The organism is Streptomyces sp. NPDC052023 (assembly GCF_044548465.1).
In the GTDB taxonomy this organism is placed as follows: domain Bacteria; phylum Actinomycetota; class Actinomycetes; order Streptomycetales; family Streptomycetaceae; genus Streptomyces.
Map to the genome: position 1 here is coordinate 67,863 of NZ_JBIUBW010000014.1, position 24,882 is coordinate 92,744.

Here is a 24,882-nt window from a genome sequence, read left to right on the forward strand (position 1 = left end):
CCGGCGACCCGACCCGGCCACAGGGCGACCCGGCACGGCACCGGCACGGCACCAGGGACTGCGCGGAGGTACGTATGCGGCGGACCGAACCGGAAGGCCACGGGCCCGTCCGCTACGGGCCGCCCCTACCCGACGACGGGCTGCCCGTACTGCCCGAGCTGTCCGCCGTGCTCGCCGCGGCCGCCGGCCGTGCCGCCGGTGAGCCGGTGGGCGGCGGTGCGGCGCTGCTGGAGGCCGCGTGCGGCTACTGGGAGCGGCGCGGGCTGGCCGCCGGGCCGGAGCGGGCCGTGGCCGCGCCCGGGGCGCCCGCGCTGCTGCTGGCGCTGACCGCGGCCCTCGGCGGTGACGTGCTCGTGCCGCGGCCCTGCGCCGCCTGGTGGGCGCCCTACGCACGCCTGCTGGGCCGGCCGGTGTTCCACGTCGCGACGCCCGCCGAGTGCGGGGGCGTACCGGATCCGTACGCCCTGCTGGAGACCGTGCGCCGGGTGCGCGCCGAGGGTGGGGACCCACGGCTGCTGGTGCTGTCGGTCGCCGACGACCCGACGGCCACGGTGGCGCCGCCCGAGCTGGTGCACGAGACCCTCGAAGCCGCCACCGGCGAGGGCCTGCACCTGGTCAGCGACGAGACCTGGCGGGACACCCTGCACGCCCCGCACGACACGGTGCTCCTCAGCCCGGCGGAGATGCTGCCCGGCCAGGTCACTGTCGTCACCGACCTGGCCGGTGCCCTGCTGCCGTCCGGCTGGCCCGCCGCCGTGGGCCGGTTCCCCGAGGGGGAGGCCGGGGACGGGCTGCACGCGCGCGTGCTGGACGTGCTGACCGCGCTGGACGCGCGCATCGCCGCACCGGTCGCCGCCGCGGCCACCTACGCCCTGGGCGAGCCCGAGCCGCTCGGCGGGCACGTGGACGCCGTCGTACGCCTGCACGCGCGCGTGGCCGGGGCCGCGCACCAGGCCGTCGTCGCCGCGGGTGCCCTCTCCCCGCCGCCGCAGGCCGGCCGGCATCTGTACGTCGACCTGGGCCCGCTGCGGTCCGGGCTCGCCGCGCACGACGTGGGGGACGCCCAGGAACTGGAGGACTTCCTCGCCGCCCGGCTCGGCATGCCCGCCCCGGGCGGCCACCGCTTCGGCGACGACCTGGCCGCGCTGCGCGTACGGCTGTCCACCGGCCCGCTGCTGGGTGGCACCGACACCGAGCGCGCCCAGTGCCTCGCCGCCCCCGCGCCGTTGGAACTTCCGCATGTGGAACGCGCGTTGATCAATCTGAAGTCGGTACTCGACGATCTCCGTGACGACGCTCAGCGATGGGAGTCTCCTCGATGACGCAGCAGTCCGAGTCGGCCACGAGCACGCCCACCGAGGAGGCCGACGCTCCGGCGTCCAGGACACCGGCGGCACCGGCCGTGCCGCCGCTCGCGCACCCGTTCCCGCCGCTCGCCGAGCCCCGCCCGCTGGCGGAACGGCGCGTGTGGCCCCGTACCTTCCACGACCGGCTGACCGCCCCGCTGCCCGGGATCAGGGCCCTGGCCCGGTTCGCCCGCGAGGGAGCCGTACGCCCCGGCCGTGAAGGTCTCGCCGACATCCCCCGGTTGCCCTTCGCACCCGGCCCGCTGCCCCGCGTCGACGCCCGCACGATCGCCGTCACCTGGGCGGGACACGCCAGTTGGGTGCTGCGCGTCGGCGGGCTCACCGTGCTCACCGACCCGGTCTGGTCACGCCGCATCCTGGGCACCCCGGCGCGGATCACGCCGGTGGGGGTCCCCTGGAGCGAACTGCCCCGCGTCGACGCCGTGGTCATCAGCCACAACCACTACGACCACCTGGACGCCCCCACGCTGCGCAGGCTCCCGCGGGAGACGCCGGTGTTCGTCCCGGCGGGGCTCGGCCCCTGGTTCCAGCGCCGCCGCTTCACCCGCGTCACCGAGCTGGACTGGTGGGAGGCGGCCGAACTGGACGGTGTGCGCTTCGACTTCGTCCCCGCCCACCACTGGTCCAAGCGCACCCTGACCGACACCTGCCGCTCCCTGTGGGGCGGCTGGGTGCTCACCGACCCCGAGGGCAGGCGGGTCTACTTCGCGGGCGACACCGGGTACGGCCACTGGTTCTCGCGCATCGGCCGCCGCTACCCCGGCATCGACCTCGCGTTGATGCCGATCGGCGCGTACGACCCGCGCTGGTGGCTCAGCGACGTGCACTGCGACCCGGACGAGGCGGTGCGGGCGGTGCAGGACCTGGGCGCACGGCGGATGGCCCCGATGCACTGGGGGACGTTCGTACTCTCGGCGGAGCCCGTCCTGGAACCCCTGATCCGCGTGCGGACGGCATGGCAGAAGGCGGGCCGCGACCGCGAGGACCTCTGGGACCTGCCGGTGGGAGCCTCAAGGCTGCTGACCAGCAGCACGCCGTGAGCGACCCGGCCACCTTCAACGAACGCGAGCCCGAACACCACCCAGGGACGCCACCTCTACCCGAACGCGAGCCCGGACGCCGCTGAGGGGCGCGGGGAACTGCGCGACCAGCCCCCACGACCCGCACATCCCGACGATCCCCACACCCGACCGACCTCTACCCGAACGCGAGCCCGGACGCCGCTGAGGGGCGCGGGGAACTGCGCGACCAGCCCCCACGACCCGCACATCCCGACGACCCCGCCCCCCCGCACCCCACACCCCACGCACCCCCGGCCAGGGGCACCTCACCCGGCCGACCGCTCCCGGAACCGCCGCCAAACCCCCGGCACCACACTGATGACCAGCGTCAGCGCCACCGCCGCGACAACCCCCTCCCACGGTTCCGGAAACAGCGACCCACCCAGGATCCCGATCAGCTGATACGTCACCGCCCACGCCAGACACGCCGGCAGATTCCCGCGCGCGAACCGCCGCATCGGCCACTTCGCCAGCAGACAGGCCAGCATCACCGGCAGCCGGCCCGCCGGCACCAGCCGGGACAGCACCAGCACCGCGACACCGTGCGAGGCCAGCTTCTCCTGCGCCTGCCCCAGCCGGTCCTCCGGCGCCCGCGCCCGGATCGCCTCCAGCCAGCGCGAGCCGTTCTTCGACTTGAGGCCGCGCCGGCCCAGCCAGTACAGGGTGGCGTCGCCGAGGAACGCGGCCAGCGACGCCGTCACGAACACCAGCGCCAGCGAGAACGGCGCCGTCTGGTGAAAGGCCACCACCGCCGCCGAGCTCACCAGTGCCCCCGTCGGCACGACCGGCACCAGCGCCCCGGCCAGCACCAGCAGGAACAGCGAGGGATAGCCGATCGCCTGCTGGGTGGACTCCGTCGGTATCGGCGACGGGACCGCCGCGAGCCAGCTCACCGTGCGACCTCCAGCCGCACACTCTCCCCGTGCCCCAGCAGATGTACGTCCACCTTCGGCGCCCGCCGGGCCGCGAGGCGCACGAACTCGTCGCCGGGCGCGTGGAACTCGTGCGGGCGCACCGCGTCCATGCCGATCGGCCAGTAGGTACCGAAGTGCACCGGCACCGCGCTGCGCGGCGCCAGCCGGACCAGCGCTTCCGCGGCCAGCGCGGGGTCCAGATGCCCGTGGCCGAGATACGGGCCCCAGCCGCCGACCGGCAGCAGCGCCACGTCGATCGGCCCCACGTCCGCCGCCATCGTGTCGAACAGCCCGGTGTCACCGGCGAAGTAGGTGCGGGCCTCGCCCTCGACGACGTAGCCGAGGGCGGGGGAGCGGTGCGGGCCGACGGGCAGCCGCCGCCCGTCGTGCCGGGCGGGTACGGCCCGTAGGGTCAGATCGGCCACGCGGGTGGTGTCGCCGGGGGCCATCTCCGTCAGGCGGAGATGGACGAGCCGGCGCAGCGCCGGTACCGCCCGGGGTGCGCCCCGGGGTACGAGCAGGCGCGTGCCCGGCGCGAGCCGCGCCAGGGACGGCACATGCAGATGGTCGGCGTGCAGGTGGGAGACGAGGACGACGTCCGCGCGCCAGGCGCCGGGCGGGGGCATCGCGCCCCGGCGGCGGCGCAGATGGGCGAGCCTGCGGGCGAACAGGGGATCGGTGAGCACACGTACGCCCGAGTCCGCGACCGTGCAGGTGGCATGCCCCCACCAGGTGATCTCCACCGGCACCTCTTTGCCTCCTTCGCGCGACTCCCCGAAGCCTACGGGCAGGAGTAGGGTCGGCCGCGAAACCCGGAGGTGAGGGGGCGCCATGGGACCGTTGCGCGTCACGGCGATCGCCAGTCTGACGCCGCTGGAGCAACTCGACGCGGACCCCTTCCTGGTCGACTCCCGCAGCCAGCACGCCATGTGCGCGGGGTGGGCCGCGGAGCGGGGGTACGTCGTCGCCCGCCAGTTGCTGGTGCGCGGGCTGCGCGCGGATCACTGCGCCCTGTGGGACGGCGTACGGCCCGGATGCGACCTCTTCGTGGCGCCGAGCCGCCGGGTGCTCGAGTGCGCCCTGTCGAACGTCGACGAGTTCACCGCGGAGTGCGCGCGGCGCGGCGTGCGCGTCGAGACGGTGGGCCGGGCCGAGCCGTCGTACGACGCGCAGATGAAGGCCCGGGTGCACCGGCGGCTGTCGATGCCGACGGCGGGGTACGACGGGGGCTGACGGGCCGTCGTACCGGCGGACGCGGGGGTTCCGGCACGCGTTATGACAATCTGGACGCAGGCCTGCGCCGACGGCGGGCCGGGACGTGAGGTGTACGGGGAGTGCTCGGAGGGCATTGGCGGCGGGCCGTCAGTCAGGTGGGGCGGAGCGTCGCGGTGTGGGCCGTCAGCACGCTGACCATGCTCGTGCTTGCCGGGCTCCTGCCCGACTTCCAGTTGCAGAGCCCCGACGGCGACAGCGCCACCACCATCACCGTGACCGCCGCGTTCGGGGCGGGCGCCTTCGGTCTGCTGTCCGCGCTGGTGTGGCCGCTGCTCGTACGGCTTCTGCTGCTGGTGCCCGCCCTCGTGCTCGGGCTGCTGGTGTTCTTCCTCAACGGCGCGCTGCTCCTCGTCGCCCTGCGCCTGAACCCCGCCGAGCGCGGCGCTGTCGACCCGGAGACCGCCGTGGTCGTCGCCGCCGTGATGTCCGCCGTCGCCTCCGCCACCGGCGCCGCCCTCGCCGTCCGTGACGACGACGCCTACCGCCGCCGTCTGTACCGCCTCGCCGACCGGCGCCGCCGCACGCTGCCGCCCGGACCGCTCACGCCGGGCACCGTGTTCGTCCAGCTCGACGGCGTCGGGCACGACGTGCTGACGGCCGCCGTCGGCCGGGGGCTGATGCCGACCGTCGCGCGCTGGCTCGGCCACGGATCAGCCGCCGGTCCCGGCAGGGCCACCCACCGCCTCACCCCCTGGCGCACCGACTGGTCCAGTCAGACCGGCGCCAGCCAGCTCGGCATCCTGCACGGCAGCACCTTCGACGTGCCGGCGTTCCGGTGGTACGAGAAGGACACCCAGGAGGTGATGGTCAGCAACCGGCCGACCAGCGCCGCGGAGCTCCAGCGCCGCGCCGTCGAGCGCACCGGCGACGGCGGGCTGCTCACGGTGGACGGCGCCAGCCGCGGCAACCTCTTCAGCGGCGGCGCCGACGAGCAGGCCCTGGTGCTGTCCATCGCCACCCGGCGGCGCAGCCGCGAGACCCGTTCCCGCGCGGGCTACTTCGCCTACTTCTCCGACCCCGCCAACGCCGTGCGCACCGCCCTGTCCTTCGTCGCCGAGACCGGGCGTGAGATGGGCCAGTCCACCCGGGCCCGGATGCGCAAGGTCCGTCCGCGTGTCTCTCGCGGCGGCCTCTACCCCCTCGTCCGCGCCTTCGCGACCGTCGTCGAACGGGACGTCGTCGTCGCCGCGGTGATGGGCGACCTGCTCGCCGGGCGGACCGCCGTCTACGCCGACCTGGTCGCCTACGACGAGGTGGCGCACCACTCCGGACCGGCGAGCCGGGACGCCGAGAAGGTCCTCGAACGCCTCGACCGGGCGCTGGCGCTGATCGAGAAGGTCGCCGAGCACGCTCCCCGCCCGTACCGGATCGTCGTCCTGTCCGACCACGGCCAGAGTCCCGGCGAGACCTTCCGGGCCCGCTACGGCCTCACCCTCGGCGACCTGGTCCGGGCCGGCTGCGGGCTGCCCGTGCCGCGCCGGGCGCGTCGCACCCGCAGCGGCACGGAGGCCCGCGCCGCCGTCCGGGCCGCGCTGCGCATACCGGTGGAGGAGGAGTACGGGCAGCGCCGCACGTCGCGCCGCTCGGAGCCGATCGTGCTGGCCTCCGGCAACCTGGGCCTGATCTCCTTTCCCGACGTGCGCCACCGGCTGAGCAGGGAGGAGATCGACGCCCGCCACCCGGCGCTGCTGCCGACCCTCGCCAACCACCCCGGCATCGGCTTCCTGCTCGTGCGCAGCGAGGAGCACGGCGGCGTCGTGCTCGGCGCGAACGGCGCCGAGGTGCCGGTGGACGAGCTCGACGACGAGCATCCCGGGCCGCTCGCCGGGTTCGGGCCCGGCGCCGCGGACGCCGTGCGGCGTACGCATTCCTTCCCGCACACCGCCGACGTCATGGTCAACTCCTTCCACGACCCCGCGGACGGCGAGGTCCTCGCCTTCGAGGAGCAGATCGGCTCGCACGGCGGGCTCGGCGGCTGCCAGGGCCGCCCCTTCCTGCTGTCGCCGCTCGACCTGTCCGCGCCGGTGGCCGACGGGACGGACCTGGTCGGCGCGGAGCAGGTGCACCGGGTGCTCCGCCGCTGGCTGCGGGAAGGCAACGGTCCTCAGGTGCCGCTGGACGATTCCCGGCTCACGGTCCGTGAGGCCACACCTTTTACGGCGCCGGACCAGGCCGCGCAGGACAAAATCGTGTGATGTGGAGCGCTTCCGGACCATGTCCGACCATGGGCGGCGTCCGGCGATCCCGGGCATCAGTTCGATGAGAGGCGCACCACCCCATGCACGTCACCGGAACCGTCCCCCCGTCGGCTCCGGCCCCGCAGGAGACCCCGGCGGCCCCCGCCCCGGCCCGGCAGAGCCCCGCAGACCCCGGTGACTCCGGCAAGCACGCCCGCCGCTTCGGGCTGCCCGTCGCGACCGCGCTGGTCATGGGCAACATCATCGGCGGCGGCATCTTCCTGCTCCCGGCCTCCGTCGCCCCCTTCGGCACCGTCAGCCTGGTCGCCTTCGGCGTGCTGACCGTCGGCGCCATCGCCCTCGCCCTGGTCTTCGGGCGGCTCGCCGAGCGCGACCCGCGCACCGGCGGGCCCTACGTCTACGCACGCGCCGCCTTCGGTGACTTCGCCGGGTTCCTCGCCGCCTGGGCGTACTGGATCACCACCTGGGTGTCCAACGCGGCGCTCGCCGTCGCCGCCGTCGGCTACCTCGACGTCCTGATCCCGGTGAACGACCACCGCTGGACCGCCTGCCTCGCCGCGCTGGGCATCCAGTGGCTGCCGGCCCTCGCCAACTTCGCGGGCACCCGCTGGGTCGGTGCCGTCCAGCTGGTCTCCACCGTGCTGAAGTTCGTGCCGCTGCTGCTGGTCGCGGTCGGCGGGCTGTTCTTCTTCGACGCGGACAACCTCGGCCCGTTCCACACGGGCGACGGCAGCGCGATCGGCGCGGTCTCGGCCTCTGCCGCGATCCTGCTCTTCTCCTACCTCGGCGTCGAGTCCGCAGCCGTCAGCGCCGGGGAGGTCACGAACCCGCGCCGCAACGTGGGCCGGGCCACCGTCATCGGCACGGCGGGCGCCGCGCTGGTCTATCTGCTGGGCACGCTCGCGGTCTTCGGCACGGTCGCGCACGACGAACTGGTGAACTCCACCGCGCCCTTCTCCGACGCCGTGAACGCCATGTTCGGCGGCGGCTGGGGCGGCTGGGTGGTCGCGCTGGCCGCGCTGGTCTCCATGACCGGCTGCCTCAACGGCTGGACCCTGCTGAGCGCCCAGACCCCGTACGCCGCCGCGAAGGACGGACTTTTCCCGGCCGCGTTCGCCCGCAGGAAGCGCGGGGTGCCGACCTTCGGCGTGGGTGTGACGGTCGTGCTGGCCTCGCTGCTGACCGTCTACAACTACACCTCCGGCTCGGCGAAGGTCTTCGAGGTCCTGGTCCTGGTCACGACGTTCACGGCGACTGTCCCCTACCTCCTGGCAACCGCCGCGCAGCTGTTCCACCTGCTCTCGGGACGGCGCGAGCTGGTCGACCGCCGCCGCCTGGTCCGGGACGCGGTGGTCGCCACGGTCGCGGCCGCCTTCTCGATGTGGCTGGTGGCGGGAGCAGGCTACGCGGCGGTCTACCAGGGAGTCCTGTTCCTGTTCGCGGGAGTACTGGTCCATGCCGTGATGGCAGCGAGAGCAAAGCGGATGAAGTAGCACCCCGCGCCGAAAATTCGGCTGCACCTTGCACCCGTGCCGCTCACACTGGACCCCGTGCAGGCAGCCATAACCGTCACTCCCGCCCGTGTCCCCGAACTCCTCCTCGGCCTCGCCACCGTCCGGCCGGTCTTCCTCTGGGGCGCCCCCGGCATCGGGAAGTCGTCCCTGGTGCGGGAGTTCGCCGAGTCGCTCGGCCTGGAGTGCGTCAGTCTGCTCGGCACGCAGCTCGCGCCGGAGGACCTGATCGGCGTGCCGCAGATCCGCGACGGACGGTCGGTGTTCTGCCCGCCGGAGGCGATCGCCCGCGACGAGCCGTACTGCCTGTTCCTGGACGAGCTGAACGCGGCCACGCCCGATGTGCAGAAGGCGTTCTACTCGCTGATCCTGGACCGCCGTATCGGCACCTACGAACTCCCCAAGGGCTCGATCGTCATCGGTGCCGGCAACCGCGCCACCGACAACGCCCTCGCCCGCCCCATCGCCTCCGCGCTGGTCAACCGTCTCGCGCATGTGCATCTGGAGGCGTCCCCGAAGGACTGGCTGGTGTGGGCCGCGAACAACGGCATCCACCCGTGGGTCCTGGACCACCTCACCGACCGGCCCGACCACCTGTGGTCCAAGCCGCCCAAGACCGAGGAGCCGTTCTCCACGCCCCGCTCCTGGCACATGCTCTCCGACGCGCTGCACTCCTTCGGCCGGGACCTCGACGAGGAGACGCTGAAGGTGCTCGCGCACGGCGTGCTGACTCCCGCGCACGCGACGGCGTTCTGCGGCTACGTCAAGATCGTGCGCAGCCGCTTCGGCATCGAGGCCATCCTCAAGGGCGAGGCCCGCTGGCCGCACCGCCTTCAGGACCGCGACCTGCTCTACTACCTCGCCGAGTCGTTCCGGGGGCGGCTGGTCAAGGAACTGCCCGCGAACAAGGAGCACATGTCGGCGCACGGGCGCCAGACGGCGTACCGCGCGAAGTCGCTGCTGGTGCAGCTCGCCGAGATCTCCGTCGAGGTCGCGCAGAGCGTGATCGCCTCCGACGCGGACGGGAACCCGGTCCTGCCCGCCTGGTTCCTGATCGAGGCGGCCCGCGACATGCCGCGGCTGGTGGAGGCCCGCCGGTGAGCCGGACGCGCGGCAAGGGCCACAAGAAGCGGGAGGCGGCGGCGGAGGCGTTCGCGCAGGGCATGCGGCTCGTCCTGGCGAACCCGGCGCTGAAGGCCGTCGACTTCGACACCTGCCGGGACGAGCACTGCGAGCTCGCGCCCCGGGACGGCCTGATCCGCGTGGACTCCGAGGGCGTGCTGCACTCCCATCCCGACCGGCTCGCCGACGGCCGCGACTGGGCCTGGGCCATCGCGCACGCCGTGATCCACCTCGGCTTCGGCCACGTGCCCGCCGCGAAGGGGGACCGGATCCGGCCCGAGCGCCACGAACTAGCCGCCCGCTGCGCCGTCGTCAACCGCTTCCTGCTCACCTTCCCCGTCGGCCGCACGCCCGAGCACCTTCCGGACACCTATCCCGACGGCGACGAGGAGCATCTCGCCGCCCGCTGGCGCCGCGACGGCGTCCCGCCCGCGTACGAGCGGTGCGGCACCGCGGGCGGGGAGCCCGACCAGCTGCTGCTCACCTGGCGCGGCTGGCTCGGGCAGCCCCCGGACTGGCAGCTCGCCTTCGCGAACGCCCTCACCCGCACCATGTCCGCCGCCCTGGACATGGCGGGCGGCCGGCGTGACTCCCTCGACGGCACCCTGGCCCCGGCCCGCCCGTGGGAGCGGGCGCTGCGCTGGTTCGTCTCCTCCTACCCGCTGCTCGGCGGCATCGCGGCCGGCATCAAGCTCGTCGCCGACGCCGAACTGACCCGCGCACACGGCATCTCCGTCGCGGCCGTCAACGCCGAGGCCGGCGAGATCTACATCAACCCGCTGAGCCAATTCGAGGACGAGGAGTGGCGCTTCGTCCTCGCCCACGAGATGCTGCACGCCGCCCTGCGCCACGGCGACCGCTGCGGCACCCGCGACCCGTACCTGTTCAACGTCGCCTGCGACTACGTCATCAACGGCTGGCTGTGCGAGATGCAGGTCGGCGCCATGCCGGAGGGGCTGCTGTACGACAGGGACCTGGCGGGCCTGTCCGCCGAGGAGGTCTACGACCGGATCGCCGGCGATCTGCGCCGGATACGCCGCCTGTCCACGCTGTGCGGCAGGGGACGCCCCGACATCCTGGGCGCCCCGCTCGGCGCGCCGGGCGCCTACGTCGACCTCGACGAGTTCTACCGGCGCGGCCTCGCCGGCGGCCTCGACCTGCACGAGCGCCAGGAGCGCGGCTTCCTGCCCGGCGGCCTCGTCGAGGAGATCCGCGCCCTGAGCCATCCGCCGCTGCCCTGGGACGCCCGGCTGGCGCGGTGGTTCGACGAGTTCGTGCCCCGCCCGGAGCCGGTGCGCTCCTACGCCCGGCCCGCCCGGCGGCAGGCGTCCACGCCCGGCATCCCGCGCGCGGGCCGCCACTTCCCGCCCGAGGAGGTCGCCCGCTGCACCTTCGGCGTCGTCCTGGACACCTCCGGCTCCATGGAGCGGACACTGCTCGGCAAGGCGCTGGGCGCCATCGCCTCGTACGCCGAGGCCCGTGACGTACCCGCCGCGCGGGTCGTCTTCTGCGACGCGGCGGCGCACGACGCCGGCTATCTGCCGGTGGCCGACATCGCGGGCCGGGTGCGGGTGCGCGGGCGCGGCGGCACGGTCCTGCAGCCCGGGATCGATCTGCTGCAGCGGGCGGAGGACTTCCCGCCCGGCGCGCCCGTACTGGTGATCACCGACGGGTGGTGCGACGTGCTGCGGGTGCGGCGCGAGCACGCCTATCTGATTCCCCAGGGTGCCCGGCTGCCGTTCACCGCACGTGGTCCGGTGTTCCGGGTGCGGTGAGCCGGAATGTGATCGGATAGAGGCCGGGAACCCCGGAAACGGGGTCGCATCGAGAGCATGCGAAAGGAACAACCGTGGCAACCACGCGCTCCGCACACACCGTCTGGGAAGGCAACCTGCTCGAGGGCAACGGCGTCGTCACCTTCGACTCCTCCGGCATCGGCCAGCAGCCGGTGTCGTGGCCGTCGCGCGCCGAGCAGGCCAACGGCAAGACCAGCCCCGAGGAGCTGATCGCCGCCGCCCACTCCAGCTGCTTCTCCATGGCCCTGTCGCACGGCCTGGCCGGCGCCGGCACCCCGCCCACCAAGCTGGTCACCACCGCCGACGTGACCTTCCAGCCCGGTGAGGGCATCACCGGCATCGCCCTGACGGTCGAGGGCACCGTCCCCGGTCTGGACGACGACGCGTTCGTCGCCGCCGCCGAGGACGCCAAGGCCAACTGCCCCGTGAGCCAGGCCCTGAAGGCCGTCCCGATCACCCTGTCGGCGAAGCTCGCCTGAGACACGCGCTACCGGACACAGGCCGTCCCCGCGGGGGCGGCCTGACCGTCGGGAGGGACCGTCATGCCCCCACGCCCCGCCGTCTCCGCCCATCGCGGCGGCACCGAGCGCTTCGGCCCGGCCACCTGGGAGGCCTACGAGGACGCCCTGCTGTCGGGAGCCGAGTACGCCGAGTTCGACATCCGGCGCACCGCCGACGGTGTCCTCGTCGTCCACCACGACGCCCGCGTCGGCCCCGGCGGGCCGCCCGTCGCCGCGCTCACCCATGCCGAAATGGGCGCCCGCGCGGGGCGTCCCGTCCCCGTCGTGGACGACGTCATGCAGCTGATCGCCGGCAAGCTCGTCGCGCACCTGGACCTCAAGGAGTCCGGCTACGAGCGTGCCGTGATCGATCGCGCGGTGGCCCTGCTGGGCCGGGACGGGTTCGTCGCGACCACCCTGGAGGACCGTTCCGTCGCCGCGATCACCGAGGCCTTCCCCGGCGTGCGGACCGCGCTGTCGCTGGGCCGGGGCGGCGCGGGGACCGGGGCGGCGCGGCGGGCGGCGATCCGGGCGAGCGAGCTGTTCCCGATGCGTCGGGTGCGCGCCTGCGGGGCGCATGGTGTCGCCGTGCACCAGCGGCTGGCGCGTGCCAACGTACTGCGCGAGGCCGCCCGGAACGGCCTGCACACCATGGTCTGGACGGTCAACGACGAGCCCGCGATGCGGAGCTTCCTCCGCGACCCGCGCGTCGACGTACTGGTCACCGACCGGCCGCGGCACGCCGTGGCCCTGCGTGAAGCGGCGACGGACGCGATGACGCCGCGGGACGGGACGCGCGCCGCCCGGCCGGGTGCGGGAGCCGAGCGCGGACTGAGCGGGCCCTGCCCGGGTATGTACCTGAATGGCCGCATGGACGACCGTCTGCACGACCGAGGGCCCCATTGACAGGAGCCCACTCAAGTTTTGTGCTGGACTTCAAGAGGCGCCCTGGCGGAAGGGGACAGCGATGGCACGCGCGGTCGGTATCGATCTCGGGACCACGAACTCGGTGGTGGCCGTCCTGGAGGGCGGCGACCCCACGGTCGTCGCCAACGCGGAGGGAGCCAGGACCACACCGTCGGTCGTGGCCTTCGCCAAGAACGGCGAGGTTCTCGTCGGTGAGGTCGCCAAACGGCAGGCCGTGACCAACGTCGAGCGCACCGCGCGCTCCGTCAAGCGGCACATGGGGGACGGGAACTGGCGGTTCCCCGAGGAGGGCTCCGTCGACGGCACCCGCTACCGGGCCCAGGAGCTGTCGGCGCGGGTGCTGCAGAAGCTGAAGCGGGACGCCGAGGCCTATCTCGGCGAGGACGTCACCGACGCGGTCATCACCGTGCCCGCCTACTTCGACGACGCCCAGCGGCAGGCGACCAAGGAAGCCGGCGAGATCGCCGGCCTGAAGGTGCTGAGGATCATCAACGAGCCCACCGCCGCCGCCCTCGCCTACGGTCTCGACCGGGGCGAGGAGCAGACCGTGCTCGTCTTCGACCTCGGCGGCGGCACCTTCGACGTCTCGCTGCTGGAGATCGGCGACGGCGTGATCGAGGTCAAGGCGACCAACGGCGACACCCACCTCGGCGGCGACGACTGGGACCAGCGGATCGTCGAGCACCTCGTCAAGCGGTTCAAGGGCCAGTACGGCATCGACCTGGGCAACGACAAGATGGCCCTCCAGCGGCTGCGCGAGGGCGCCGAGAAGGCCAAGATCGAGCTGTCCAGCTCGTCGGAGACGTCGATCAACCTGCCGTACATCACCGCCTCCGCCGAGGGCCCGCTGCACCTGGACGAGAAGCTCACCCGGGCCCAGTTCCAGGAGCTCACCGCCGACCTGCTCGATCGCTGCAAGACCCCCTTCCACCAGGCGGTCAAGGACGCCGGCGTCAAGCTCGCCGCGATCGACCACGTCATCCTCGTCGGTGGCTCCACGCGGATGCCCGCCGTCACCGACCTGGTCAAGGAACTCACCGGCAAGGACCCGCACAAGGGCGTCAACCCGGACGAGGTGGTGGCCGTCGGCGCCGCCCTCCAGGCCGGCGTCATCCGTGGCGACGTCAAGGACGTGCTGCTGCTCGACGTCACCCCGCTGTCCCTGGGCATCGAGACCAAGGGCGGCATCATGACCAAGCTCATCGAGCGCAACACCACGATCCCGACCCGGCGTTCGGAGATCTTCACGACCGCCACCGACAACCAGCCCTCGGTCGGCATCCAGGTCTACCAGGGCGAACGCGAGATCGCCGCCTACAACAAGAAGCTCGGCACGTTCGACCTCACCGGCCTGCCGCCCGCACCGCGCGGTGTCCCGCAGATCGAGGTCGCCTTCGACATCGACGCCAACGGGATCATGCACGTCTCCGCCAAGGACCTGGCGACCGGCCGCGAGCAGAAGATGACCGTCACCGGCGGCTCGGCGCTGCCGAAGGACGACATCGACCGCATGATGCGGGAGGCCGAGCAGTACGCCGAGGAGGACCGGGGACGCCGGGAGGCCGCCGAGACCCGCAACCAGGCCGAACAACTCGTCTACCAGACGGAGAAGTTCCTGCGCGAGAACGAGGAGCGGGTGCCGGCCGATACGAAGTCGGAGGTGGAGTCCGCGATCACGGAGCTGAAGCAGTCGCTGGAGCGCAACGCCGAGACCGCCGAACTGCGCACCGGCGTCGAGAAGCTGGCCACCGTCAGCCAGAAGGTCGGCCAGGCCATGTACGCGCAGTCGCAGCAGACGCCGACGGAGGGCACCGCCGGGGAGCAGCGCACCGGAGCGCAGGACGAGGAGGGTGTCGTCGACGCGGAGATCGTCGACGACGAGAAGGACACCAAGGGCGGGGCGGCCTAGGAGCACCGCGCGTGGGCCCCGCAAAGGGGGTACACGCGCGTCCACGGTCTGTTTCCGGCCAAAGGCGGCCGTGGTGTGCAGGTTGGTGGAAGACTTTGTGTGCACCGTTCGGACTGTTAACCTGCGGCGTATTTGTCGTCCGGCAACGAACAGTCGGCATTGCCCCTGGGAGGGGAACGAGGGTGCGCATGACCAGCAACACGGGCGAAGCCGCCGAGACGGTGCCGGGCGATCAGGAGCTCAGACGGCTTCTGGCGGGCCTGACAGCGGTGCGTGACGGTGACTTCGGCACACGGCTGCCCGAGGACGCCGACGGGCTCATGGGCGACATCGCCACGGTGTTCAACGGCATGGTGGACCAGCTGTCCGTGTTCACGTCCGAGGTCACCCGGGTCGCCCGTGAGGTGGGCACCGAGGGGACCCTGGGCGGCCAGGCGGAGGTGCCGGGGGTCTCCGGCACCTGGGCCGATCTGACCGATTCGGTCAACGCCATGGCCGGCAATCTCACCACCCAGGTCCGCGACATCGCCCAGGTGGCGACGGCGGTGGCCAAGGGCGACCTCTCCCAGAAGATCGACGTGCCCGCGCGCGGCGAGATCCTGGAGCTGAAGGAGACCGTCAACACGATGGTCGACCAGCTCTCGGCCTTCGCCGACGAGGTCACGCGCGTCGCCCGTGAGGTCGGCAGTGAGGGCAGGCTCGGCGGTCAGGCCAAGGTGCCCGGGGTCGCGGGCGTCTGGCGTGACCTGACCGACTCGGTCAACCTGATGGCGGGCAATCTGACCTCCCAGGTCCGCAATGTCGCCCAGGTGACGACGGCGGTGGCCAAGGGCGACCTGTCGCAGAAGATCACGGTGGACGCGCGGGGCGAGATCCTGGAGCTGAAGAACACCATCAACACGATGGTCGACCAGCTGTCCGCCTTCGCCGACGAGGTCACCCGGGTCGCTCGCGAGGTCGGCACCGAGGGGCGCCTCGGCGGTCAGGCGGACGTGAAGGGCGTCAAGGGCACCTGGCGTGACCTCACCGACTCGGTGAACTTCATGGCGGGCAATCTGACCTCGCAGGTGCGCAACGTGGCCCAGGTCGCGACGGCGGTGGCCAAGGGCGACCTGTCGCAGAAGATCACGGTGGACGCGCGGGGCGAGATCCTGGAGCTGAAGAACACCATCAACACGATGGTCGACCAGCTGTCCGCCTTCGCCGACGAGGTCACCCGGGTCGCTCGCGAGGTCGGCACCGAGGGAAGCCTGGGCGGGCAGGCGCACGTGCGGGGCGTGTCAGGTACCTGGAAGGACCTCACCGACAACGTCAACGTGATGGCGTCGAAGCTGACGAGCCAGGTCCGTTCCATCGCCCAGGTCGCCACCGCGGTCGCCCGCGGCGACCTCTCGCAGAAGATCACCGTCGAGGCCAAGGGCGAGGTCGCGGCCCTGGCGGACGTCATCAACACGATGGTGGACACCCTCTCGGCGTTCGCCGACGAGGTCACCCGCGTGGCTCGCGAGGTCGGCACCGAGGGACGCCTCGGCGGCCAGGCCCAGGTGCCGAACGTGGCGGGCACCTGGAAGGACCTCACCGACAACGTCAACTCGATGGCCAACAACCTCACCGGCCAGGTCCGCAACATCGCGCTGGTCACGACGGCGGTGGCCCGGGGCGACTTGTCGAAGAAGATCGACGTCGACGCGCGCGGGGAGATCCTGGAGCTGAAGACGACCATCAACACGATGGTCGACCAGCTCTCCGCCTTCGCCGACGAGGTCACCCGCGTCGCCCGCGAGGTCGGCACCGAGGGACGCCTGGGCGGCCAGGCCGAGGTGGAAGGCGTCTCCGGCACCTGGAAGCGGCTGACCGAGAACGTCAACGAGCTGGCCGGCAACCTGACCCGGCAGGTGCGCGCGATCGCCGAGGTGGCCAGCGCCGTCGCCGAGGGCGACCTGACCCGGTCGATCACCGTGGAGGCCTCCGGCGAGGTCGCCGAGCTCAAGGACAACATCAACTCCATGGTGGAGTCCCTGCGTGAGACGACCCTGGCCAACCAGGAGCAGGACTGGCTCAAGACCAACCTGGCGCGGATCGCCGGCCTGATGCAGGGCCACCGCGACCTGCCCGTCGTAGCCGAACTGATCATGGACGAGCTGGTGCCGCTGGTCTCCGCCCAGTACGGCGCCTTCTACCTTGCCGAGGACCGCGCGACAGGCCCCGAGCTGCGGCTCGTCGGCTCCTACGGCCGCCCCGAGGACGACCCGCGGCCCGACCGGATCCCCTTCGGCCGCTCCCTGGTCGGCCAGGCCGCCCGCAGCCGCCGTACGATCCCGGTCGACCAGCTGCCGCCGGACTACGTGACCATCTCCTCCGGGCTCGGCCGGACCGTGCCGACCGCCCTGCTCCTGCTGCCGATCCTCTTCGAGGACCAGGTCCTCGGCGTCATCGAGCTGGCGTCCGTCACATCCTTCACCCCCATCCACCGGGACCTGCTGGAGCAGCTCCGGGAGACGATCGGCGTCAACGTCAACACGATCGTCGCCAACGCCCGCACCGACGAGCTGCTCGGCGAGTCGCAGCGTCTGACGGCCGAACTCCAGGTCCGCTCGGCGGAGTTGCAGGCACAGCAGGAGGAGCTCCAGCGCTCCAACGCCGAACTGGAGGACAAGGCCTCGCTGCTGGCGACCCAGAACCGCGACATCGAGGCGAAGAACCTCCAGATCGAGCAGGCCCGGCAGGAGCTGGAGGCGCGGGCGCAGCAGCTGGCACTGGCCTCGAAGTACAAGTCGGAGTTCCTGGCGAACATGAGCCACGAGCTGCGCACCCCGCTCAACAGCCTGCTCATCCTGGCCCAGTTGCTCGCCCAGAACCCCTCGCGCAACCTCACGCAGAAGCAGGTCGAGTACGCGGGCATCATCCACTCCGCCGGCTCCGACCTGCTCCAGCTGATCAACGACATCCTCGACCTGTCCAAGGTCGAGGCCGGGAAGATGGACGTCGCCCCGGAACGGGTGCCGCTGCGCCAGCTCATCGAGTACGTCGAGGCCACCTTCCGGCCGATGACGACGCAGAAGGGCCTGGAGTTCACGGTCACCACCTCGCCGGGAGCGCCCGGCGACCTGCTCACCGACGACTCCCGCCTGCGTCAGGTGCTGCGCAACCTGCTGTCGAACGCGGTCAAGTTCACCGAGCAGGGCGGAGTCGAGCTGCTCATCCAGCCGGCCGTGGACGAGGAGGTGCCCGAGGGGGTCGTCAAGGGCGGTGCCGTGGTGGCGTTCCGCGTGAAGGACACCGGGATCGGGATCCAGGAACAGCAACTGGAGTCCATCTTCGGCGCCTTCCAGCAGGCCGACGGCACCACCAGCCGCAAGTACGGCGGCACGGGCCTCGGCCTGTCCATCACCCGGGAGATCGCCCACCTGCTCGGCGGCGCGGTCACCGTGGACAGCACGCCCGGCCGGGGCAGCACCTTCACGCTGTTCCTTCCGGTGACCCGGCCCGACTTCGAGGCGCTGGCCGGCCGGTACCCCGAGAAGGCGGCCGAACTGCCCGCCGCGCAGGTCCCCGTCGACGCCCCCGCGCTCGCCCCGCGTCCCGGACCGGCCGGGCGGGGATCGCGCCGGCGCCGGCTGCTCGTCGTGGAGGAGCGGCCCCGCGGCCTGCTGACCCTGGTCGCCGAGAGCGTCGTCGCGGACGTCGTCCGGCACGGCGCCGACGAAGCGGTGCCGCGGCCGGACGTGGAGCTGATCACCGCCGACAGCGCCCAGGAGGCGGCCGGAGCGCTGGCCGCCGAACCGTGCCACTGCGTCGTGCTGGACCTGGACATGCCCGACGACGAGGCCACCCGCTTCCTGGAGGCGCTCCAGGGCGACTCGGCCCTCGCCGACGTGCCCGTGCTGGTGCACAGCAGTCACCGCCCCGACGTGGCGCGGGCGTGGGCGCTGCGCTCCCGCGCGGACGACGGGGCACTGGAGTTCCTCTCCAGCCTCGACGAACTGCGCGAGCGCATCGCGCTGCACCTGTCCGCCGAAGAGCCCGGGGACGTGCTGACCCTGGTCAGGGCGGAGGAGCCGCAGAACCTCGCGTCACACGTCGTCGACCACTCCTTCGCCGGCCGCACCGTGCTGGTCGTCGACGACGACGCGCGCAACCTGTTCGCGCTCAGCGGCATCCTGGAGCTGCACGGCTTCCGTGTGCTGCACGCGGAGGACGGCCGCAAGGGCATCGAGACGCTCGTCGACAACCCGGACGTCTCCCTGGTGCTGATGGACGTGATGATGCCGGAGATGGACGGCTACACCGCCACGGCCGAGATCCGCAGGATGCCCCGGTACGCCGACCTGCCCATCATCGCCGTGACCGCCAAGGCGATGCCCGGGGACCGGGAGAAGTCCCTGGCGTCGGGGGCCAGCGACTACGTCACCAAACCGGTCGACACCCACGACCTGATCACCTGCGTCCGACGCTGGCTGACCCCGTGAGCGCACCGCAGCCCGCCCCGGCACCGCGCGGGGGCGGGCCCGGCCCGACCGTCCACGCCCCACGGGCCTCCCGCCGAGGAGCATCCACATCGTGAGCACGCCCGACCGACCTTCCGACCAGGCCCCCGTGCCCCCGGGCGCCGAGCCGGCGTCGCAGCAGGCCGCCTCAGGCGCGCCGGAGCCGACGGATCGGCGCCCCGCCGCGCCCGGTGCGGAGCCGGCCGGCGAGGGGGCGGGCGTCTCCCGGACCTCCCCCGTCGGCAGGCTCGCCGCCACGGTCGAGCGGTTGCGGCGGGAGGTGCGGGCGGCGCAGGCGGAGGCCGAGGGACGTGCCCTGGTCGAGCTCGCCAAGGGCATCCTGGTCGAGCGGCTCGGATGCGGCCCCGCGCAGGCCGCCCGGCAGCTCGCGGAACTGACGGAGCAGGCCCGGGTGACCCCGCTGGAGTTCGCCGTCGAGGTCATCAACCAGGCAGCCCGCGACCGGATGTCAGAGGTCACGGAAGCCTTCCTCGCAGCCGCCCACGGCACCCGCCCGGCGGAGCGCGACACGGCCGCCGTACGTCTGCGCGCCGCCGAGAGCGGTGCGCTCGCCGCGTCCGACGCGCAGGCCGTCGCCGACTCGCTGCTGGAGCACGCCCTGCGTCCGCTGGGCGCGGTGGCCGTGGCCGTGTGGGCGGCGGGCCCCGACGGCTCCCTGACCCTGGCCGGCAGCGCCGGCTTCTCCCCGGCCGAGGCCTCCCGCTGGCGCTATGTGCCGCCGGACGTGGTGACGGTGGCGCGCCGCGGGCTCGTCGAGCGCAGCGGCCAGTGGATCACGTCGCTGGCCCGGACCGGGCTGCCCACCGTCGGCCGCCACCCGTACCCCGACGGCGGCCGGGTGGCCGTGCCCGCCGGCACCGGCGGCCGCATCCACGGCGTGCTGGAGATCGCCTGGCCGGGGCCGCTGGAACCGCAGCCGCCGCAGGTCGTCCGGCAGGTCGAGGCCCTGGCGGAGCTGTGCGCCCACACGCTGGAGACGTACACGCCGCGCCCCGGCACGGTGCAGGAGCCGCGGATCCTGCCGGACGCCGCGGAACTCACCGACCTCGCCGACGGGCTGCACGACCCCGCTCTTGTACTCGTGCCGCACGTCGACGAGTCCGGGCAACTGGCCGACTTCCGCATCCAGCACGTCAACACCCGTTTCCTCGACCCGGCGGGCCGGCCCCGCGCCGTGGTGAGCGGGGCGCTGCTGCTGGAGGCCTACCCGATGACGGCCGGGGACAGCGAGCTGTTCCAGCGCATCGAGCGGGTGTACGCCACCGGCGAGCCGTTCCGGGCCCGCCGCATGCAGCTGACCGCGCTGGTCGACCAGGTGCCGCTGTCGGCGGTGGCCGACATCAGCATCAGCCGGCACGCCAACAGCGTGCTGCTGATCTGGCGCATCGAGGACGAGACGGCACGCCTGGCGAGCCTGCTCCAGCACGCCCAGCGCCTCGGCCGTATCGGCGGCTTCGAGGAGAACCTGCTGACCGGCCAGATCACCTGGAACAACCAGATGTTCGACCTGTACGGCCACCCCGCCACGAGCCCGCCCGTGCCGCTGGAGAACCTCCCCGCTCATGCCCACCCGGACGACGCGGTCATCATCGGCCGGTTCCTGCGTACGCTGCTCCACCACCGGCGGCCCGCCACCGCGGCCTTCCGGCTGCAGCGGCCCGACGGAGTCAACCGTCACATCCGCGTCGTCGCCGAGCCGGTCCTCGACACCGACGGCCGGCTGTTCGTCGTCCGCGGGGCCTGTCAGGACATCTCGGCCCAGCACTGGACGGAAGTGGCGCTGGCGGCCACCCGCGACCAGCTCGCCCACACCGAACAGCAGGCCGCCGAACGCAACCGGCTGACACTCCAGTTGCAGCACGCCATCATGCCGCCGGCGCAGGCGCCCCTGCAGATGCCCGGCCTGGAGGTCGCGGTGCGCTACCGGCCGGCGGAGACCGAGCAACTGGTGGGCGGCGACTGGTACGACGCCGTGGTGCTCCCCTCGCGGCGCGTGCTGCTGTGCGTGGGAGACGTGGCCGGCCACGGGATAGAGGCCGCGACGAGCATGGTGGTCCTGCGCAACGCGCTGCGCGGCCTCGCGGTCACCGGCGCCGGACCCGGCCAGCTGCTCTCCTGGCTCAACATCGTGGCGCACCACCTCACCGGGGCGGTCACCGCGACCGCGGTGTGCGCCCTGTACGACCCCGGGCGGCGTACCCTGCGCTGGGCCCGCGCGGGTCATCTGCCGCCGGTGCTGGTGCGCGACACGGAGGCCACGCCGCTGCCGCTGGTCAAGGGCATCCTGCTGGGCGCCGTGCCCGAGGCGGCGTACGAGGAGGCCGAGGTGCAACTGGCTGCCGAGGACACCCTGCTGATGTACACCGACGGCCTCGTCGAACGCCGGGACCGCTCCGTGGAGGAGTCGCTGACCCATCTGCTGACCGCGGCCCGCACCGCGCCGAGCACCCTGGACCAGCAGCTCGACCGGCTGCTGACGTACAGCAGGTCGGACACGGACGACGACACCTGCCTCGTCGGCATCCGCGTCGACTAACAGTGCTTCGTTAGGTTCTGGCTCTTCTTCTGCGTGTGGTGAGGGGGCGGCCGCAGGTGGTGCAGGTACCGGTCCAGGGCCTGGGCGGCGGTGACGAGGGTGACGTGGTGGTGCCAGCCGCGCCAGGTGCGGCCCTCGAAGTGGTCCAGGCCCAGGCCGTGTTTGAGCTCGCGGTAGTCGTGCTCGATGCGCCAGCGCATCTTCGCCCACCGCACCAGGTCGGCGATCGGGGTGGTGGCGGGCAGGTTGGTCATCCAGTAGCCGGTGGGCTCGGCCGCGTCTTCGGGCTGCTCGATCAGCAGGGTCCGCAACGGCAGCACCCCGTTCCAGCGGCTGCGTCCGCCGGCCGCTTCCTGCGCGGTTCGGGTGGCTTCCTTGCCCGAGGGCCGCACCTCGAGCACGGTGAATCGCGAGGTCATCGTGCCCTTGCTGCCCTGCCGCCAGGTGACCGACTCGAAGCGGGTGTCAGAGCCGACAAACGAGGTCAGTGGCTTGGCGGCCTCGCGGTAGCGGGGCAGGGTGGGCGGCCCCAACTCGCCGTACTCGGGCAGGTGGGGCTCGGCCATGGCCGGGCGGGCAATCTCCTTGGGGTCGACCGCCACCACGTAGGACCAGCCGCGCAGGGGTGGGAGCGGCGGTGGCTCCCGCCGTATGCGCGGGCGTGGGGTTCTACACCGGCGAGATCGTGTCAGGCGCCATCAAGGGTGACTGGAAAAGCCGCCGCAGGGTGGGAGGCTCACCCCTCTCCCACCCCTACTTCGGAAGGAACGAGTATGAGCAAGGGAAGCTTCACCGACGCCAGCAGAACCCGCAGGAACTTGCGGTGGACGACTGTCGCCACCGTGCCCTGCGTCCTGCTGCTCATCTATCTGATCGTTGGCCAGGGGATCAGTGAGGCATGGATCGGGCTGGGAATCGTCGTTGCCGTCTGGGCTCTCATAGCCTGGCGGTTCAAAGGCGTTGGCACCAGCGGTCTCCCTCCTCAGCGCTGATCGAGCACCTGCCACAGGTCACAGCTGCTGAGGCGACCCCGTCAACAACATCGACCCCAGCGAACTCCCGCGGTAACAACTGGCCGTTCTCTGTCCGGTCGTGCGCTCGGTCTGGTTCGAACAGGGGCCTGAATCGGTGACGTGTTGGCTGGTGGGGCAGAGAAGAAGGGCCTCTTGGCGGGCGGCGTCCACGACCGGCCGGGACGCCCTCGCCGGGCTCCTGCGCAGCCGGCGCCTGGTCCGTGACTACGAGCGGCGCAGCGACACCGGTGAGGCGTCTGGATGTGGTTGGCCTGATCTAGCCGGGGCCCCGCCGTGGGTCAGGGTTTGCGGGCCACGCCCGCGTACACCGGCACGATGCCCTCCGCCTGCGCGGCCACGTCCTCGGGCGCCGGCCGCCAGCCGTGGACGGGGATCACGCCGGGGCCGAGCAGTTCCAGGCCGTCGAAGAAGCGGGAGAAGTCGGCGAGCGAGCGGGGGAAGAACGGCGTACCGGTGCCCCGGAAGTGCTCGGCGGCCTTCCCGATCGCCTCGGGGCTGAGGTCGGGGGTGACCTGGGAGAGGATCAGGTGACTGCCGGGCGCGAGCGCGGCGACGTAGCGCTCGACCAGGCCGTACACCTCGTCGTCGAGGTAGTGGGTGAGCGCGACCAGCGACAGCGCGAGGGGCCGGCCGAAGTCCAGCGTCTCGCCCGCCCGGCGCAGCAGGGTGTCGTGATCGCGCACATCGGCGTGCACATAGGCGGTGGCGCCCTCGGGGGAGCTGTGCAGCAGGGCCTGCGCGTGCCGCAGGACGATGGGGTCGTTGTCCGCGTACACGACCCGGGACTCCGCGGCGATGCCCTGGGCCACCTGGTGCAGATTGGGCTCGGTGGGGATGCCGGTGCCGATGTCCAGGAACTGGCGGACGCCGGCCTCCGCGACCGTGCGCACCGCCCGGTGCATGAACCGCCGGTTGGCGCGCGCACCGCGCAGCACCGTCCCGTCCACGGCGAGAATCCGGCGGGCGAGTTCCTCGTCCACCGGGTAGTTGTCCTTGCCGCCCAGCCACCAGTCGTAGACCCGCGCCGGGTGCGGACGGCTGGTGTCGATCCGGGGGGCCGGTGCGTCGGATCCGGTCATGCGCTGCGCTCTCCTGGTCGTGTGTGAGGTGGTGCCGTGGACGGGGGTCAGAAGTCGCCGCGGCACTCCCGCAGGATCTTCCTGGTGCGCTGCGCCGACGCCGCGTGCGCGGTCATGTGGTCCAGTACCTCCAGATGTGCGGAGACCTCGCTGCGGGAGTCCAGGTACAGCGCGCCGCTCAGGTACTCGGTGAAGACCATGTCCGGCAGTTCCGGTTCGGCGAAGCGGAACAGCGAGAACGGGGCGTACGTCCCCGGGTGCGGGCCGGCGGCGAACTCGGCGACCTGGAGGGTGATCCGGTCGCTCTCGGCGGCCTCCAGCAGCCGGTCCAGCTGGGCGGCCATGACGTCGCGGCGCGTGCTCACCGGGCGGCGCAGGACGGTCTCGTCCATGATCACCCACAGGTGCGGCGGACGGGGCCGCCGCAGCAGCTCCTGCCGGGCCATGCGCAGGGACACATGCCGTTCGATCGTCTCCGCGCCGCCGGACCGGCCGATCGTCCCCGCCTCCAGCACGGCACGGGCGTAGTCCTCGGTCTGGAGCAGTCCGGGCACGAAGTGCGGCTCGTAGGAGCGGATCAGCCGGGCGGCGCCCTCCAGGCTGACGAACAGGCTGAACCAGTCCGGCAGCACGTCGCTGAACCGCTGCCACCAGCCCGGCCGGTTCGCCTCCTCGGCCAGCGTGACGAACGCCGCCACCTCGTCCTCGGGGATGCCGTAGGCGGGCAGCAGGATCTGGAGGTACGGAATCCTGAGCGTGACCTCGGCCGTCTCCATCCGCCGCACCGTCGCCGGGGCCACCCGCAGGACGCGTGCGGCCTCCTCGCGTCTGAGTCCGGCTGCCTCGCGCAACTCCTGCAACCGCTTTCCGAGCACCACCTGGCCCACGGTGGGCGCGGCCCGCCGCTCACTCACGCCACGCCTCCCCTACGCGCCGAAAGCATGCGTGCAGTCTGTCATGTTCCGCTTACCGCCACACGGGCGCGGCGGTGCGGCATACGCCACTCAGCCGGTCCGGCGGCGGCATGACGTCCGGGGTAATCGACCGCTTCGCCCGCGCGGGCCATCGTGGTCGTACCGGGGGCCGGACCGGCGCACTCCGGCCCGGCTCCCGGCCCGACTCGACCTCGACGGAGGGTGATCCGC

At 72.7% G+C, this 24,882-nt stretch carries 18 protein-coding genes; 13 read left to right on the plus strand and 5 right to left on the minus strand.

The features are described from left to right. The first annotated feature begins 74 nt into the window (after positions 1–74). Positions 75–1,322: an aminotransferase class I/II-fold pyridoxal phosphate-dependent enzyme gene (locus tag ACIHCM_RS25540; RefSeq protein ID WP_399900056.1), complete on the plus strand. Its 1,248-nt coding sequence runs from the start codon at positions 75–77 to the stop codon at positions 1,320–1,322. Beyond that, positions 1,319–2,407: an MBL fold metallo-hydrolase gene (locus ACIHCM_RS25545; RefSeq protein ID WP_399900058.1), complete on the plus strand. Its 1,089-nt coding sequence runs from the start codon at positions 1,319–1,321 to the stop codon at positions 2,405–2,407. The genes ACIHCM_RS25540 and ACIHCM_RS25545 overlap by 4 nt, the downstream gene beginning before the upstream one ends. A gap of 287 nt (positions 2,408–2,694) precedes the next feature. On the opposite strand, the gene ACIHCM_RS25550 is transcribed toward ACIHCM_RS25545, so the two are convergent. Both ACIHCM_RS25550 and ACIHCM_RS25555 read right to left on the minus strand, forming a co-directional pair. Next, positions 2,695–3,321 carry a DedA family protein gene (locus tag ACIHCM_RS25550; protein WP_399900061.1) on the minus strand — a complete coding sequence of 209 codons (627 nt, stop codon included), beginning with the start codon at positions 3,319–3,321 and terminating at the stop codon, positions 2,695–2,697. Beyond that, positions 3,318–4,091: an MBL fold metallo-hydrolase gene (locus ACIHCM_RS25555; protein WP_399900063.1), complete on the minus strand. Its 774-nt coding sequence runs from the start codon at positions 4,089–4,091 to the stop codon at positions 3,318–3,320. Before ACIHCM_RS25555 ends, ACIHCM_RS25550 begins: the two co-directional genes overlap by 4 nt. A gap of 82 nt (positions 4,092–4,173) precedes the next feature. Here ACIHCM_RS25555 and ACIHCM_RS25560 point away from each other — a divergent pair, with 82 nt between their 5' ends. The 10 genes from ACIHCM_RS25560 (at position 4,174) to ACIHCM_RS25605 (ending at position 21,624) form a co-directional block, all read left to right on the plus strand. Continuing rightward, a complete protein-coding gene (locus ACIHCM_RS25560; RefSeq protein ID WP_399900066.1) occupies positions 4,174–4,575 on the plus strand; it encodes a hypothetical protein in 402 nt (133 codons plus the stop codon). 101 nt (positions 4,576–4,676) lie between these two features. Continuing rightward, positions 4,677–6,812, plus strand: coding sequence for a phage holin family protein (locus ACIHCM_RS25565; protein ID WP_399900068.1), 2,136 nt, complete (start codon positions 4,677–4,679; stop codon positions 6,810–6,812). 83 nt (positions 6,813–6,895) lie between these two features. Next, positions 6,896–8,308, plus strand: a complete 1,413-nt coding sequence (locus ACIHCM_RS25570) for an amino acid permease (RefSeq protein ID WP_399900071.1) — start codon at positions 6,896–6,898, stop codon at positions 8,306–8,308. Positions 8,309–8,365: 57 nt separating this feature from the next. Next, a complete protein-coding gene (locus tag ACIHCM_RS25575; protein WP_399900073.1) occupies positions 8,366–9,427 on the plus strand; it encodes an ATP-binding protein in 1,062 nt (353 codons plus the stop codon). After that, positions 9,424–11,223: a hypothetical protein gene (locus ACIHCM_RS25580; RefSeq protein WP_399900076.1), complete on the plus strand. Its 1,800-nt coding sequence runs from the start codon at positions 9,424–9,426 to the stop codon at positions 11,221–11,223. The genes ACIHCM_RS25575 and ACIHCM_RS25580 overlap by 4 nt, the downstream gene beginning before the upstream one ends. Before the next feature lie 74 nt (positions 11,224–11,297). Then, the gene (locus tag ACIHCM_RS25585; RefSeq protein WP_393109008.1) at positions 11,298–11,723 is read left to right on the plus strand and encodes an OsmC family protein; all 426 of its coding nucleotides are present in this window, start codon (positions 11,298–11,300) and stop codon (positions 11,721–11,723) included. A gap of 63 nt (positions 11,724–11,786) precedes the next feature. Continuing rightward, positions 11,787–12,650 carry a glycerophosphodiester phosphodiesterase family protein gene (locus tag ACIHCM_RS25590; RefSeq protein ID WP_399900079.1) on the plus strand — a complete coding sequence of 288 codons (864 nt, stop codon included), beginning with the start codon at positions 11,787–11,789 and terminating at the stop codon, positions 12,648–12,650. 61 nt (positions 12,651–12,711) lie between these two features. Next, the gene (dnaK, locus tag ACIHCM_RS25595; protein ID WP_399900082.1) at positions 12,712–14,580 is read left to right on the plus strand and encodes a molecular chaperone DnaK; all 1,869 of its coding nucleotides are present in this window, start codon (positions 12,712–12,714) and stop codon (positions 14,578–14,580) included. A 188-nt stretch (positions 14,581–14,768) separates the two neighbouring features. Further along, a complete protein-coding gene (locus ACIHCM_RS25600) occupies positions 14,769–19,049 on the plus strand; it encodes a HAMP domain-containing protein (protein ID WP_399900085.1) in 4,281 nt (1,426 codons plus the stop codon). 91 nt (positions 19,050–19,140) lie between these two features. After that, a complete protein-coding gene (locus ACIHCM_RS25605; RefSeq protein ID WP_399900087.1) occupies positions 19,141–21,624 on the plus strand; it encodes a SpoIIE family protein phosphatase in 2,484 nt (827 codons plus the stop codon). Here ACIHCM_RS25605 and ACIHCM_RS25610 read toward each other — a convergent pair. Beyond that, complete coding sequence (locus ACIHCM_RS25610; RefSeq protein ID WP_399900090.1) at positions 21,621–22,190, minus strand: transposase; 570 nt, start codon at positions 22,188–22,190, stop codon at positions 21,621–21,623. The genes ACIHCM_RS25605 and ACIHCM_RS25610 overlap by 4 nt on opposite strands. Positions 22,191–22,397: 207 nt before the next feature. Here ACIHCM_RS25610 and ACIHCM_RS25615 point away from each other — a divergent pair, with 207 nt between their 5' ends. Beyond that, positions 22,398–22,616, plus strand: coding sequence for a hypothetical protein (locus ACIHCM_RS25615; RefSeq protein WP_399900093.1), 219 nt, complete (start codon positions 22,398–22,400; stop codon positions 22,614–22,616). 320 nt (positions 22,617–22,936) lie between these two features. On the opposite strand, the gene ACIHCM_RS25620 is transcribed toward ACIHCM_RS25615, so the two are convergent. Continuing rightward, positions 22,937–23,737, minus strand: a complete 801-nt coding sequence (locus ACIHCM_RS25620; protein ID WP_399900096.1) for an SAM-dependent methyltransferase — start codon at positions 23,735–23,737, stop codon at positions 22,937–22,939. Between the two features lie 47 nt (positions 23,738–23,784). Beyond that, positions 23,785–24,651: a helix-turn-helix domain-containing protein gene (locus ACIHCM_RS25625; protein ID WP_399900099.1), complete on the minus strand. Its 867-nt coding sequence runs from the start codon at positions 24,649–24,651 to the stop codon at positions 23,785–23,787. Positions 24,652–24,882: the final 231 nt, after the last annotated feature.

What these genes read in the sequence shown, in the direction of transcription:
- ACIHCM_RS25570 (WP_399900071.1), top strand. Translation starts at nt 6,896, where the DNA reads ATGCACGTCACCGGAACCGTCCCCCCGTCGGCTCCGGCCCCGCAGGAG.
- ACIHCM_RS25615 (WP_399900093.1), top strand. Translation starts at nt 22,398, where the DNA reads ATGAGCAAGGGAAGCTTCACCGACGCCAGCAGAACCCGCAGGAACTTG.
- ACIHCM_RS25540 (WP_399900056.1), top strand. Translation starts at nt 75, where the DNA reads ATGCGGCGGACCGAACCGGAAGGCCACGGGCCCGTCCGCTACGGGCCG.
- ACIHCM_RS25610 (WP_399900090.1), bottom strand. Translation starts at nt 22,190, where the DNA reads ATGGCCGAGCCCCACCTGCCCGAGTACGGCGAGTTGGGGCCGCCCACC.
- ACIHCM_RS25600 (WP_399900085.1), top strand. Translation starts at nt 14,769, where the DNA reads ATGACCAGCAACACGGGCGAAGCCGCCGAGACGGTGCCGGGCGATCAG.
- ACIHCM_RS25590 (WP_399900079.1), top strand. Translation starts at nt 11,787, where the DNA reads ATGCCCCCACGCCCCGCCGTCTCCGCCCATCGCGGCGGCACCGAGCGC.
- ACIHCM_RS25560 (WP_399900066.1), top strand. Translation starts at nt 4,174, where the DNA reads ATGGGACCGTTGCGCGTCACGGCGATCGCCAGTCTGACGCCGCTGGAG.
- ACIHCM_RS25620 (WP_399900096.1), bottom strand. Translation starts at nt 23,737, where the DNA reads ATGACCGGATCCGACGCACCGGCCCCCCGGATCGACACCAGCCGTCCG.
- ACIHCM_RS25545 (WP_399900058.1), top strand. Translation starts at nt 1,319, where the DNA reads ATGACGCAGCAGTCCGAGTCGGCCACGAGCACGCCCACCGAGGAGGCC.
- dnaK (WP_399900082.1), top strand. Translation starts at nt 12,712, where the DNA reads ATGGCACGCGCGGTCGGTATCGATCTCGGGACCACGAACTCGGTGGTG.